Raw genomic sequence first — 13,662 nt, 5'->3', positions numbered from 1 at the left:
ATGAAAGAATTTTTAGGAGGTAAATAAGTGCAGAAAATACAAAAAACTGATACAATATCATCAGAACCAATTAAAGGGGGACTAGGGTATATGACAACTACTACAACAGTTAAATCCGATATTGAAATCGCACAAGAAGCGAGTATGAAGAAGATTCAAGAAATTGCAGCTGATTTAAATATTTTAGAAGATGAATTAGAGCCATACGGGCATTATAAAGGTAAGTTATCTCTTGATATTTTTAAGCGCTTACAGAATGAGAAAGACGGTAAAGTTGTTTTAGTAACAGCGATTAACCCAACTCCAGCTGGAGAAGGTAAATCAACAGTAACAGTTGGTTTAGGTCAAGCTTTTAATAAAATTGGTAAGAAAACAGTAATCGCACTTCGAGAACCATCTCTTGGACCAACGATGGGACTAAAAGGCGGAGCAGCAGGCGGTGGTTTTTCACAGGTTGTACCTATGGAAGACATTAACCTTCACTTTACTGGAGATATCCATGCGATTACAACTGCTAATAACGCGTTAGCAGCGTTTATTGATAATCATATCCAACAAGGAAACACACTTGGGATTGATACGCGTAAAATCGTTTGGAAACGCTGTGTTGACTTAAATGATCGTGCCCTACGTAACGTAGTAATTGGTCTTGGTGGACCAGTTCAAGGTGTACCACGTGAAGATGGTTTCGATATTACAGTGGCATCTGAAATTATGGCTGTATTCTGCCTTGCAACAGATATTCAAGACTTAAAAGCGCGTCTATCTCGCATCGTGGTTGCATATAACTTTGCAAATCAACCTGTAACGGTTAAAGATTTAGGTGTAGAAGGTGCGTTAACATTATTATTAAAAGACGCATTAAAACCGAACTTAGTACAAACGTTAGAAAATACACCAGCTATCATTCACGGTGGACCATTTGCAAATATCGCTCACGGTTGTAACAGTGTTATCGCTACAACAATGGCAGCAAAATTAGGTGACTATGTTATTACAGAAGCTGGATTTGGTGCTGATTTAGGTGCAGAGAAGTTTTTAGATATTAAAGCTCGAGCAGCTGGTATTAAACCAGAAGCAGTTGTTATTGTTGCGACTATTCGTGCGCTTAAAATGCATGGTGGCGTAGCAAAAGATCAATTAAAAGAAGAAAATGTAGATGCATTAGCAAAAGGTATGGAAAACTTACAGAAGCATGTTGAAACAATTCAAAGCTTCGGTGTGCCTTTCGTAATTGCAATTAATAAATTCATTACAGATACAGATGCAGAAGTTACATACTTACAAGAGTGGTGTAATGAGCGTGGCTATGCAGTATCCTTAACAGAAGTTTGGGAGAAAGGTGGCCAAGGCGGAGTTGACCTTGCTGAAAAAGTACTAAAAGAAATCGAAAAAGGTGAGAATAACTACGCACCACTTTATGAATTAGAATTACCATTAGAAGAAAAAATTCGTACAATTGCCCAAAAAGTGTATGGCGCAAAAGATATTGAATTTGCTCCAAAAGCACGTAAGCAATTAGCTCAATATGAAGGAGAAGGTTGGAGTAACCTACCAGTTTGTATGGCGAAAACACAATACTCTCTTTCTGACGATGCAACGAAATTAGGTCGTCCATCTGACTTTATCGTTACAATTCGTGAGCTAAAACCATCTATCGGTGCAGGTTTTATCGTTGCGTTAACGGGAACAATGTTAACAATGCCAGGCCTTCCAAAACAGCCAGCAGCACTACAAATGGATGTAAATGAAGATGGAAAAGCAGTAGGTTTATTCTAAAAGGTTGTAATTCATCTCGTTTATCTGTAAACTATATATACATCAAGTGGCGCCTTTCCATCGAAAGGCGCCTGTTTTTTGGAGGAAATTATGTTTGATCCAACTGCTTTTGATAATTTAAAAGTAATCGTAGAAGGTGCTGTTTATGATTTTGATTTACATGGAGATATTCTTGTAACAAATCGAAAAGATATGATGGACCTTGCTTCATTAAGTCGTATATATCGTATTTCATTTCAATTAACAGAACCGTTCGAACCACTAGTAGAAGCAACATTTTCATTATCTGTGGATGCAAAGAACTTGTCTGGTGAAATATTGGAAGTACCACAATTTACACCAGGTTGTGAAATGAAGTTAGCATTTTCATTCCCGATAGAAAAGCCAGAGGTAGTGTGCGAAGAAATTGAAACTTTCATGCATTCTATATGGGGAAAAGAAAGAATGATTACGCAAAAACTTTCATACGAATATAATAAGCAAGCGATTTCATATCATAATAAGGTAGAGGTTCTATTTCAAAAAGCGATTACAGAAGACCATGTTGATGATTTAATAGCTGTTATTTCACACATGATAGAAACGGTGCGAACAATACAACATTTTCTTCAAAAATAGAGATAAAGGAGAAAAACAAATGATAAAAGATATGCAACCATTTTTACAACAAGCTTGGGAAAAGGCTGGTTTTAAAGAATTAACCGAAATTCAAAAACAAGCGATTCCAACTATTTTAGAAGGACAAGACGTTATAGCTGAATCTCCAACTGGAACAGGAAAAACATTAGCGTACTTATTACCCCTTTTACATAAAATTAATCCTGAAGTAAAACAACCACAAGTTGTTGTTTTAGCACCAACACGTGAGCTTGTCATGCAAATTCACGAAGAGGTTCAAAAGTTTACAGCAGGGACTGAAATTTCAGGTGCATCTTTAATTGGTGGTGCAGATATTAAGCGCCAAGTTGAAAAATTAAAGAAACACCCGAGAGTAATTGTCGGTTCACCAGGACGTATTTTAGAATTAATTCGTATGAAAAAACTAAAGATGCATGAAGTGAAAACAATTGTATTTGATGAGTTTGATCAAATTGTAAAACAAAAGATGATGGGCGCTGTACAAGATGTAATTAAATCTACAATGCGCGATCGTCAATTAGTATTCTTCTCTGCGACAATGACAAAAGCGGCAGAAGATGCTGCACGTGATTTGACAGTTGAACCACAATTAGTACGTGTAACTCGTGCTGAGTCAAAAAGCTTAGTTGAGCATACGTATATCATTTGTGAGCGACGCGAAAAAAATGATTACGTAAGAAGAATTATGCATATGGGCGATGTAAAAGCAGTTGCTTTCTTAAATGACCCATTCCGTTTAGATGAAATTACTCAGAAATTGAAATTCCGTAAAATGAAAGCAGCAGCTCTTCATGCAGAAGCAAGTAAGCAAGAACGTGAAGCAACGATGCGAGCTTTCCGCGGCGGGAAATTAGAAATTCTACTTGCTACTGATATTGCAGCACGCGGTATTGATATTGATGATTTAACACATGTAATCCACTTGGAGTTACCAGACACAGTAGACCAATATATTCACCGCTCAGGACGTACAGGACGTATGGGTAAAGAAGGAACAGTCGTTTCTCTTGTAACACAACAAGAAGAGCGTAAATTACTTCAATTTGCAAAAAAACTAGGTATCGTATTTACGAAGCAAGAAATGTTCAACGGATCATTTGTAGAAACGAAACCGAAAGCACCAAAGAAAAAGAAACCAGCGTTTACTGGGAAGAAGAAGCCTAGATAAAGTGAAAAAATAATCAGTGGGGATTCCCCCACTGATTATTATCCCTCATCAATCGGACGTTTACGGGATAAATAATAGGGAAGACGTAACTATTTATAGTTGCGTCTTTTTTATTTGAGTCAATATGCTCATTTTAGGTAACTAATTATTTCCTCTTAAAAATATATAGAAAGATTATTCACTAATTTAAATTTTTTCTAAGTCAATGTAAGGATGTATTAGTATAATTAAAGATGTGTTCCATTTTATGGATTACCTTATTGGTATAGGGTCTATGTTTTGGGGTATATGAAAATACTACATATTCCCTGTTAAATATCATTAATATAAAAACTACATAGGCTCTTCTTTTGTAATTTAAAAAATATATTAAAGTAAGGAGTTAAATTATAATGGCAATCTTTCAAAGTAATGTTCAGAAAGCTGAAAAAATTGCTACGCAAATGAGTTCTGATTCTGACACAGTTCAAAAACAATACCACATGCAATACGTACGACAGTAACTGTTAATTCCAAAGCGTGAGAAGCAAATAATAATAAGATTGAAGTCGATACAGTTAGATATGTAAGACAAACCTCTCTCAGATTTAAAATAGAAAAAATATACAGAATAATGAGATGATAAATGTATAATCTATTTATATTAGGAGGTGAAAAATGGAATACATATACGAATTTTACCGTGATGGACTCGGCGGATTAAGAATACGTTTGCCCAAAGAGATTTCTATAATTTCTCATTTTTTAGAAGATATTTTAGATGATGAAGCAGATGAGTATATACAGATTTTAGATACTGTAGTGAAGCAAGAAGTTCCGCAATATGAAATAGAAGGGAACGTAGCAGCAGTCTACATTGAACCTAATTATACTAGTGCTATTAACTTATTTATGAGTGCCCCAAATAACCAATGTAAAATTGAGACCTCTGAATTTAGAAAACTACTTGTGTTGTGGCGAGATACAGTGGTAGCAGAAGGGAAAGATATTGAAGCGTAAAAAACACTAGAAAGTGTGGTCTTTTTTCACTTAAATTTAATTACTCCATATTTTATAGTTGTTTTCCATAGAGAACTATCAGTAGAATAAAGTGGACATATCCGAAGTAATACAAATATATTTAAAGGGATTTATCTCTCCCCCATAAAACGTGGTGTTTTAGAATCGAAGTTTTAAATATTACACAGATTTTGCGAACCCCTGGCGAACGAAAATGCCGAAAACCTTCCCTGACCTTAAGATAGAATTGGATTATTATGAAAAAATATTATTGAGCGTGGAATACATAGTGGGTCTACAACAGCTCGTGAAAGGAAGATACCATCCATAATTGTCTTGAAAAAAGACAGGATTTTTATGAAGAAAAGATATTTGAACATTTCAGGCTTAATAACGATCATCATACTTATTATAATAAATGAGAGGCGTATAGATTATGATATATCAAAATGATAGGATTTGTAGGAAGAAGGCGTTAATTAGTGCTGAAAAAATCATTAGCCTATTTTCAAATTTAAAATTTATTGAATTTGAAAATCCTGATTCTGCATGGATAGAACTATTCGATATAGCATTGAAAAAATTTCGTAAGATTGATTCTAAGCCAAAGTTTTGTATTCCAATTGGTAATGTTAAAAGTAAGTATATTTTATGGATTGAAAATTCTTTAGCTTCTTTAAATTTTTCAAATCATAAAACAGAATATTTTATATTAGTTCCTAATTGTTTAGAACCGATGTGGGCAAATGTTAGGATATTGAACTTTACAAAATTTATTGAGGAACTTTGGGACATTTCTGAAACTAACGAATTTACAATTGCTGATAAGGACACGGGACAAATTGTACAAGTATTCTCTGAGGAAGAATATTATGAAATTCATTTTGAGTGTTGCAACATTAATCCCATTGACTCTTCGAAAAATGGATACTAAATGATAAAAAACAGCCTATTATGACTCAGGAATTCACATATGAAGTCGATGAACAAAAAATTATAATTCTAGATCACTTAGCCGGTCATATCTTCGGGAAACGTGGCATTGGAGATCAACCAACTCATTAAAATGAAAGACCTGAGTACAATACAGGAATGGGACAAGTCGATGGAATGGAGGATCATTATTATTTTGAAAAGAGAAATAAAAAATAGAAGGTATAAAAATGATTGATCAATTAAAAATTTTAAATCCCCAGGCGTTAATTAGCATTTTTGGAAAAGTACCAAAATTTGAAGACGCAGAGTTATTAGAAGTGTGTCTTAAAAGGGATGGCCCTACCCTAGTTATCCAATTGATGACAAATGAAAACGTTGAACATAAACCTAAACGCTGGAATAAGTTGGATGTAATCTATGTAGAAATCTCTTTTTTTACTATTCGAAATTTAATAATAGAAAATTTAGGAACAGAAAATATCATTGAGCATTTTGAAATAAGTACGACGTCAGAAGGAAGTTTATTAAAAATTAAATGTAAGAATCAAATGATAGTTGAATCTTTATTTGACTGGGCGAGAATAGAAGGAGTTAATCCAGGTTTAATAGGATTACCTTAAGTGAACTAACGGGTGTTTTAGTTGAACAACATTTAAACAACTTTATTATTACTTTACATTCTGATGGATATTCTTGAAAAGGAGTAGTGTTGTATGAAATCTATAAATGTAAATGGAGCTATATATCATATTGAATCAGTTCCTTTTGAAGATAAGAGTGAACAGGATGAAGAGGGATACTATGAATATTTTTACAAAGGAGTCAATGTATCGTTTCACTCTGACAAAGAAGTAATTAAAGCCCGAATTTATGACGAGGAAGAAATAATATATTTCTCAAAAAATCCAATTCTTGCTTTTGGGAAAGATTTTGAAGCGATAAAGAAATATATAATTAAAGAATATGATGTAAATAAATTTAAGATTCCAGGTGGGGAAAAAGCTTATATAGAGTTATAGCCATAATCTACCTTTAACTTTACCATGATTTATTAAATGCAAAAGGTAGATAGTTATATGATTCGTGAAGCTGAACCGAAGGATGGCAATACAATTGAAAATCTATATTAAAAAATTATTTGTTCTCCAAAACGACAAAAATGAGCTGAATGATTATAAATAATTGTAAAGAGATAAAAAATTTGTTTAGGGGGTACTTCATAACCGTAGCTTGATATCGATGAGATACAACCACATTATTGCTACTAAGCAAAAGCTATTAAGTTCCCCTAAGCAAAAAGACAACTTTTTATGACTAGCGATTTATAAGTATTCAACTGAATGAAAAAGGATTAACAATAGTACCTGTAGAAACCTACATAGAATATTAAAACCATTAGGGGGAAAAACAATGATTCATAAAGTCGGACAAATTATGTTATATGTAAACAATCAAGATGAGGCGGTCAATTTTTGGACAGAAAAAGTAGGGTTTCATGTAGTAGCAGAAGAAGATAACAAGCAAGGAATGAGATGGATTGAAATCGCTCCGAAAAGCGGTGCAGAAACGAGCATTATATTACATAATAAAGAAGTGATTTCTAAAATGAGCCCAGAATTGAATCTTGGTACACCGTCTTTAATGTTCTTCTCAGAAAATCTGGATCAATTATATACAGATTTAAAAAATAAAAATGTTACTGTTGGCGAAATGGTAACTATGCCTTCTGGTAAAGTGTTTAACTTTGCTGATAGTGAAGGGAATTATTTTGCGGTTATGGAAAAGAACCGATAATAATATTGAGATGTGAAAATCCCCCTCAAACATATTGAGGGGGATTAAATCTTTGAAATGAATTTTTCATGAGAGAGTTGTTTAATAAAAAATGCACCTTTTTCAATAGCAGTTTCCATATAACCGACAATTTGATTAAACGTAAATACCTGTAAGTCTTCATGCAAATGTTGCTCGGGATACAACATATCTTCAAAAAGATACTTTCGAAATTCTAAAACATTTTCTTTAGAAACTTCTTCAATATCCACAATGTGAGCCTCTTGGTTGAGAAGAGAGAAGAGCTGCTGTTCTGTATCGTAATGATGAAGCAACTTTGCATTTAACAATTTAAAATCGTTATAGTACATAGGTGCGATCGTTTCGTCATTTTCTATTCTATTTTTTAGCCAAGGTAGAAAGAAGCCGCTTAGCCAATTATCATCGGCAATGAGGTGAGTGTAATAGCCAAGGAGAAAAGGGGAATCCATATGAGCTTTATATTTTTGAAAAAAAGAATTGAAATCTATCCTTCTCGTATAGTTTTTCGTTGTGCCAGCGTAAAAGTGTGAAGCTCCTTTTTCTTCTGCTGAATGAACCGCATCAGGGGCTACACCTCCAAGTATGAAAGAAGTTTTATCTTGGATATATAGTTTTTCGGCAATCTTGTTGGCGATAATAGCATGCATAATTCGTGATCCCATGAATGACACCTCGGTTTCAAGTATTCATTTCAGGAAGAGGACTGAACAGTTAGCATTACTTTCCCTGTACTTTTTCTACTTTCGACCCATTCATGTGCTTTCCCTGCATCTTGAAGTGGAAAAGATTTCGTAGCCTTAATTTGCAAACGTCCGTCACGCAAATAACGGAAAACTTCATTTGCAGTTTCTTGGAGCAGTTCAGGACGTTTTTTTCGTGTGGTTCCAAAGCTGAATCCGAGTATAGAGCGGCAACTTGCATGTAAATCTTTCGTTTCAAAATTACCAATTTCACCGCTAGCATTACCGAAATGAACGAGGCGACCATAATAAGCAAGACAGTTTAAACTTCTTTCCGAAACCGTTCCAGAAATAGAGTCTAAAATGATATTAACGCCTTCTCCGTTTGTCAGTTCATTGACTTTCTCTACAAAATCTTCATCTTGATGGCAAATAACATAATCAGCTCCAACATCTAAAGCAATTTCTTTTTTTGCTTCACTTCCGACAGTGCCGATAACTTTTCCAGCCCCTAATAGTTTAGCAAGTTGAATCGCTGTAGTACCAATTCCACCAGCAGCCGCATGAATGAGTACAGATTCACCTTGTTGAAGCCTTGCAACATTTGCGAGTAAATTATAACTTGTAAAAGATACGATCGGGCAAGCAGCTGCCGTTTGAAAATCGACTTTATCAGGTAAAACGAAAGTAAGGTTTTCGTTTGCGACAACGTATTCTGCGTAAGATCCATTTTGAGGAAAAGCAATGACACGCTGTCCAGGATGAATATTTTTCACATGAGAACCGACACGTTCTACAATACCAGCGACATCTATACCTGGAATAAAAGGGAGTGCTTTATTTCCTTTTTTTCCATACCGTGATTTAATATCGGCGAAATTTACACTGGTAGCAACAACACGAATTAAAACTTGATCTTCTGAAATAACCGGTATATCCACATCTGTATATTGCATCACTTCAGGACCACCGAACGACGTTACAACGATAGCTTTCATCATATATCCTCCTAAATTTGACTATACAAATCATTTTAAAGCGTCATTAGCAATTGGGAAATTATATAATAGTTATGCGGCTTTATAAGTGAAGCTTATGAACTCATTGGATCATTATATTAATGTATATAAAAAACTGTTTGAAAAAATCGAACGAAACATCAATTACTTGCCAATATAAAGTGTAAGACAAAGGAGGGATGGAATATGAAGGATGAAACGGTGTATATAGATTTAATCCAATTAACTTTATCAGGCAATAAAGAAGCATATAGCGAATTGTATGATAAAACGATTCAAGAAGTATATAAGACAGCACATTTTTTAATAGAAGATAAAACGGATGTAGATGATGTCGTTCAAGAAATATACATACAGCTATATGAATCGCTTCGTAAGTATGATAGCGAGAAGCCATTTCGCCCTTGGCTAATTGGACTTACGATTAAACAAATTCACTCCTATAGAAGAAAGAGGTGGATGCGACTACGAATTATAAAAAAAGCAGAAGAGCAAAGAAAACCAGTACAAATTGATTTTTCTAACGATGTTATAAGTAAAATATCAAATCAAAAATTAATCGAACTCATTCATAAGTTACCGTATAAATTGAAACAAGTTATTATCTTAAGATACTTACACGATTATTCACAAGAAGAAGTAGCACAAATATTACATATTCCAATCGGTACAGTTAAGTCTAGAATTCATGCGGCATTAAAGAAACTACGCCAAAAAGAACAAATAGAAGAAATCTTTTTAGGAGAGGTAGGGAATGTGAAATGAGCTTAGATTGTAGAGTTAGAGAATCTATACAAGAAGAAGCGAAGGGGATTGTTGCCCCGCCGGAGTTAAAAGAAAAAGTAATTGTTCAGATTAAAATGAATCGCGGCGGTAACAAAAGGAAGAAGCGACTTATTGCAGGATTGCTTGCAGCAGTATTTTTAATCCCAACGACTGGTTTTGCTTACCAATCTATTATGGCGGATGGTATATACGGATCTTTTGAGAACTTAAAAAAACATGCTGGAGCTATGACATTAGAAGCGTATATGCGTTTTAATGCAAAATTATCAGAAGCGAAAGATGAAATGGGTGCGAAGGAATATGAAGAGTTTACAACAGAACTAAAGAAATTAACAAATGCAAAACTTGAGTACGGGGATTCGAACGGTAATATTGATTATGATCAATTATCACCAGCTAAAAAAGAGGAAATGAAAAAGGTAGAAATGGAACTTCAGCCATATTTTGATAAATTAAATGGCCATAAATCTAGTAAAGAAGTATTAACTTCGGAAGAGTATGAACAATATATGGAAGCGTTAATGTCATATCAAACTGTATTAGTAAAAGCGAAATCGAGTGGTGGGATAACAGTAGAAGAAGTACCTGAAGCGTATAAAGAAAGGTTTATTAAAGCAGAACAGTTTATGGAGTATGTAGATGAAAAGGTGAGATAAGTAAAAAAGCTCATAGATTAAGCTGTGAGCTTTTCTTATTGAAACGTAAATATATTAACCACCTATTCCTTTTGCTAGCAATAAGAAATATACAAATACTAATATTACGCCATTTAATGCAGTACCAACTATTCCGAATAACCAATTTTTTGATGCTATCGCAGAAATAATACCGAGTAATGAAAGTATTCCTAGAATCGCAATAATCAAAGTTAAATTTGCATTAGGTCCTCTTAAAACAAAGAAAGAACATATACTTGCGAGAAACATTAGACACGAAAATCCGAAAAATCTATACATAATAATTCTCCCTTGATTGAAATGTATTTTGACTTAGTGCAAGATTTTCTATAGTTTAACATAAATGTCCTAGTACATATTGAATATATAAACAATAAAAAACGAGTATAAAATCTATGCGATTTCACACTCGTTTTGTTATTACTTAAAATTCCTTACCGCATGTATAGCAAATCTTACAAGGAGTATTGCGCTTATAAATAAACCACCATAACCAACGACACTTGAAAATTGAACATTAGGTTCTTTTGCATACAAGTCAGGGGCAGAATTATCTTGATTTGCTTAATAAAGTGAAAGTGGGAAATTACTTAGTTATATTCCTTACTATTCTCCTTGTCTTTTTGTATCAAACAATCTAAAAGTGAGTAACCAGCTATTAAACTAATAATGGTAACGAAAGTCGTATTCACAAGAATAATATTAGTTAAATAAGGTAGGTATTCACCAACTGGTGAAAAGAGTAGGGCTGGAGAAAAGGAAATGAATAGCGTAGGCACAGTAATAGCGATAAATTTATCCGGTTGAAAGCGCCAGTTTTGTTTATTTGTTTCGCGATTAATGGACTGAAGGAATCGTAATAAAATGCCAACTATAAGAGGGAAGAGTGTATAGTAGAATAACCTTGGATAAAATTTAAAGTTCACCTGCGCGTCTGTATCTAAATAAAATTGAATTTTCACTCCGACAAATAATAATAAGACGATAAATAAGGTGAAGCAGAGATATAGCATCACTTTTTGCATTACATTCCACCATCCTTTACTCAAAATATATTCAAAAAAAGAAGAGATATACAATAACTACTGTTGTATATCTCTTCTTTTACGGTTATTTAATAGTGGAGTTTGCTTTTTCTTGCTTCGTGAAATAATCAATAATGCCCATAGCGCTAATTTCTATATCTAGATGTAAAATGTTATAAACGGAATGATCTGATGGAACGTTTACCTTTGTAAGGTGAGAAGAGATCTTATCCATTAATATAGTTTGTAAAGCTTTAGTCGCTTCATCGAAATCATTATACTGTTCAAAGACCTCTTTACCAGTATGGACGAAAATAGGTAACCAATGTTCCAGTTGGTTATATACTTCTGTAACATTGGATGATGCACCGTAATGGCCGAAATAAATAGTATCTACATTCATACTTTGAATGTGATTTTTAGAAGCAATCATCGCATCTGGTTGGAATTGTGAAGGGGACGTTGATGGTAGATATAGTTCTACACCAAGGTCTGTGAGTTCTCTATAGTAAATTCCTATTGTATCGCCAGTAAAAATGCCATTTGTTAATGAATCGTGAATGCTAATATGGTGCTTAGCATGTCCCGGTGTATCATAAAATGTCAGGATACGGTCTTCTGAAATTTTTAAAGTATCACCATTTTGTACAATATGAACACGTTCTTCTTCTATAGGAAGAATTGGATCAAATAGTTTATCGAAATCTTCTTTGTATACAGCTTTTGCGCCTAAAATGAGTTTTGTTGGATCAATCATATGACGAGCGCCGCGAGAATGCACATATAAAGTAGCATTTGGGCATTTTTCCATCATTAAACCAGCAGCCCCGGCGTGATCTAAATGAACATGTGTAACGATAATGTTTTTAACATCGTTTAAATCAATATGTAATTGTTGTAAGCCATCTAAAATATATGGAAGAGAAGGGGCTGCACAAGTTTCAACTAAAGTAATATCGTCACCTAATAAAACATACGTACCTGTACGTTCAGTATGTTGTAAATCAAAATCATCAATAAGATATAGGTGCGAAGATAATTGCTCTACTTTTTTCATCTTTACCACTCCTTATATACGGTATGTAACTATTATACGCTAAAAATACAAAAAGGCAGAAAACGAAAGTTTCGTCTTCTGCCTTTTTGTAATGTATTTATTTCGTTTGTTCTTTATTGATAGACATAACGAACAACCCAACAATGCCACCAACTAATGGAAGCATAATCTCTCCTGCTAAATTAAAGTAGGAGCTTAAAAATAAACCATTTACATCGATTACCCAGCCAATCACATACAATAACATCATATATAGTACGAAATAAAACTCGCGATTTGAAATCGTTTCATGTTGTGCAGTTTTCATAATGAACACCATCCTTTTCTTTTATAATGGAATATAAACTGTCACATTTTGTTCACAATTCAATTGTAAAACTTTCCAACATAAAAGTCTAGTAGTTTGTGTCGAATTTTCGAACGAAAATAAAGCGCTATCATTTCAGCCTGTAAGTACGTAATAAGAGCTGTATATTCATGAATGTAGTATAGTATAAACATAGAATGATAGTGAAGAGAGGGGTAAGGACAATGACAGTTTATGATTTTTCAGCTAAAACGATAACAGGAGAAGATAAATCGTTAAAAGATTACGAAGGAAAAGCACTTCTTATTGTAAATGTAGCTAGCAAGTGTGGTTTTACACCGCAATATAAAGGGTTACAAGAAGTATATGATAAATATAAAGACCAAGGACTAGAAATACTCGGTTTTCCTTGTCACCAATTCGGAGGACAAGAACCAGGTACAGAAGCAGATATTACTAGTTTTTGTGAGTTAAACTACGGTGTAAATTTCCCGATGTTTGCAAAGATTGATGTGAAAGGTGACAAGGCTCATCCACTATATACATACATGACAGAACAAGCACCAGGTTTACTCGGTATGAAAGCAGTGAAATGGAATTTTACTAAGTTTTTAATTGGAAAAGATGGGAAAGTAGTAGGGCGTTTTGCGCCGCAGACGAAGCCGGTGGATTTAGAGGTTGAGATTGAGAAGGTACTTGGGGAATAACTAGAAGTTTCACTTTATTAAAAAAGCCTCAAAGAATGAAGTGACCCCTAAAAGTTAGGCACGGTTAG

At 34.0% G+C, this 13,662-nt stretch carries 18 protein-coding genes; 12 read left to right on the top strand and 6 right to left on the bottom strand.

Annotated features, from left to right (window positions below; translation table 11 throughout):
- The first annotated feature begins 90 nt into the window (after window positions 1-90).
- From QCI44_RS17700 to QCI44_RS17660, 9 genes are all read left to right on the top strand, one after another.
- The gene (locus QCI44_RS17700; RefSeq protein WP_033660141.1) at window positions 91-1,779 is read left to right on the top strand and encodes a formate--tetrahydrofolate ligase; all 1,689 of its coding nucleotides are present in this window, start codon (window positions 91-93) and stop codon (window positions 1,777-1,779) included.
- Window positions 1,780-1,869: 90 nt separating this feature from the next.
- On the top strand, window positions 1,870-2,397 hold the full coding sequence (locus QCI44_RS17695) for a hypothetical protein (protein WP_016088145.1): 528 nt from the start codon (window positions 1,870-1,872) through the stop codon (window positions 2,395-2,397).
- Between the two features lie 19 nt (window positions 2,398-2,416).
- Window positions 2,417-3,586, top strand: a complete 1,170-nt coding sequence (locus QCI44_RS17690) for a DEAD/DEAH box helicase (RefSeq protein WP_016088144.1) — start codon at window positions 2,417-2,419, stop codon at window positions 3,584-3,586.
- Window positions 3,587-4,243: 657 nt separating this feature from the next.
- Window positions 4,244-4,585: a hypothetical protein gene (locus QCI44_RS17685; protein ID WP_000455778.1), complete on the top strand. Its 342-nt coding sequence runs from the start codon at window positions 4,244-4,246 to the stop codon at window positions 4,583-4,585.
- Window positions 4,586-5,021: 436 nt separating this feature from the next.
- Window positions 5,022-5,519, top strand: a complete 498-nt coding sequence (locus QCI44_RS17680) for a hypothetical protein (protein ID WP_016088142.1) — start codon at window positions 5,022-5,024, stop codon at window positions 5,517-5,519.
- A gap of 20 nt (window positions 5,520-5,539) precedes the next feature.
- Window positions 5,540-5,650, top strand: a complete 111-nt coding sequence (locus QCI44_RS17675) for an HNH/endonuclease VII fold putative polymorphic toxin (RefSeq protein ID WP_229195288.1) — start codon at window positions 5,540-5,542, stop codon at window positions 5,648-5,650.
- Between the two features lie 98 nt (window positions 5,651-5,748).
- On the top strand, window positions 5,749-6,141 hold the full coding sequence (locus QCI44_RS17670) for an immunity 50 family protein (protein WP_016136652.1): 393 nt from the start codon (window positions 5,749-5,751) through the stop codon (window positions 6,139-6,141).
- Window positions 6,142-6,234: 93 nt separating this feature from the next.
- Window positions 6,235-6,540 carry a hypothetical protein gene (locus QCI44_RS17665; protein WP_016136653.1) on the top strand — a complete coding sequence of 102 codons (306 nt, stop codon included), beginning with the start codon at window positions 6,235-6,237 and terminating at the stop codon, window positions 6,538-6,540.
- Window positions 6,541-6,931: 391 nt separating this feature from the next.
- Window positions 6,932-7,315, top strand: a complete 384-nt coding sequence (locus QCI44_RS17660; protein WP_016134272.1) for a VOC family protein — start codon at window positions 6,932-6,934, stop codon at window positions 7,313-7,315.
- A gap of 44 nt (window positions 7,316-7,359) precedes the next feature.
- Here QCI44_RS17660 and QCI44_RS17655 read toward each other — a convergent pair whose 3' ends face one another.
- Window positions 7,360-7,998 carry a zinc dependent phospholipase C family protein gene (locus QCI44_RS17655; RefSeq protein ID WP_016088138.1) on the bottom strand — a complete coding sequence of 213 codons (639 nt, stop codon included), beginning with the start codon at window positions 7,996-7,998 and terminating at the stop codon, window positions 7,360-7,362.
- A 29-nt stretch (window positions 7,999-8,027) separates the two neighbouring features.
- A complete protein-coding gene (locus QCI44_RS17650; protein ID WP_088084279.1) occupies window positions 8,028-9,014 on the bottom strand; it encodes a quinone oxidoreductase family protein in 987 nt (328 codons plus the stop codon).
- 207 nt (window positions 9,015-9,221) lie between these two features.
- Here QCI44_RS17650 and QCI44_RS17645 point away from each other — a divergent pair, with 207 nt between their 5' ends.
- Together QCI44_RS17645 and QCI44_RS17640 are read left to right on the top strand one after the other, a co-directional pair.
- Window positions 9,222-9,800 (top strand): sigma-70 family RNA polymerase sigma factor, encoded by a 579-nt coding sequence (locus tag QCI44_RS17645; protein ID WP_016088136.1) that lies wholly within the window; start codon window positions 9,222-9,224, stop codon window positions 9,798-9,800.
- Window positions 9,797-10,477: a DUF3600 domain-containing protein gene (locus tag QCI44_RS17640; RefSeq protein WP_088084278.1), complete on the top strand. Its 681-nt coding sequence runs from the start codon at window positions 9,797-9,799 to the stop codon at window positions 10,475-10,477. Before QCI44_RS17645 ends, QCI44_RS17640 begins: the two co-directional genes overlap by 4 nt.
- Before the next feature lie 54 nt (window positions 10,478-10,531).
- On the opposite strand, the gene QCI44_RS17635 is transcribed toward QCI44_RS17640, so the two are convergent.
- The 4 genes from QCI44_RS17635 to QCI44_RS17620 form a co-directional block, all read right to left on the bottom strand.
- Window positions 10,532-10,777, bottom strand: coding sequence for a hypothetical protein (locus QCI44_RS17635; protein ID WP_016088134.1), 246 nt, complete (start codon window positions 10,775-10,777; stop codon window positions 10,532-10,534).
- 311 nt (window positions 10,778-11,088) lie between these two features.
- Complete coding sequence (locus tag QCI44_RS17630) at window positions 11,089-11,523, bottom strand: hypothetical protein (RefSeq protein WP_016136659.1); 435 nt, start codon at window positions 11,521-11,523, stop codon at window positions 11,089-11,091.
- Between the two features lie 85 nt (window positions 11,524-11,608).
- Complete coding sequence (locus QCI44_RS17625) at window positions 11,609-12,580, bottom strand: MBL fold metallo-hydrolase (RefSeq protein ID WP_098486820.1); 972 nt, start codon at window positions 12,578-12,580, stop codon at window positions 11,609-11,611.
- 97 nt (window positions 12,581-12,677) lie between these two features.
- Window positions 12,678-12,887: a DUF3925 family protein gene (locus tag QCI44_RS17620; RefSeq protein ID WP_002085972.1), complete on the bottom strand. Its 210-nt coding sequence runs from the start codon at window positions 12,885-12,887 to the stop codon at window positions 12,678-12,680.
- Between the two features lie 224 nt (window positions 12,888-13,111).
- On the opposite strand from QCI44_RS17620, the gene bsaA reads away from it, so the two are divergent.
- Window positions 13,112-13,594, top strand: a complete 483-nt coding sequence (bsaA, locus tag QCI44_RS17615; RefSeq protein WP_353811358.1) for a glutathione peroxidase — start codon at window positions 13,112-13,114, stop codon at window positions 13,592-13,594.
- Window positions 13,595-13,662: the final 68 nt, after the last annotated feature.

Source organism: Bacillus cereus group sp. RP37 (assembly GCF_040459695.1).
Taxonomy (GTDB): domain Bacteria; phylum Bacillota; class Bacilli; order Bacillales; family Bacillaceae_G; genus Bacillus_A.
This window is presented reverse-complemented; position numbering and strand designations above follow the sequence as displayed.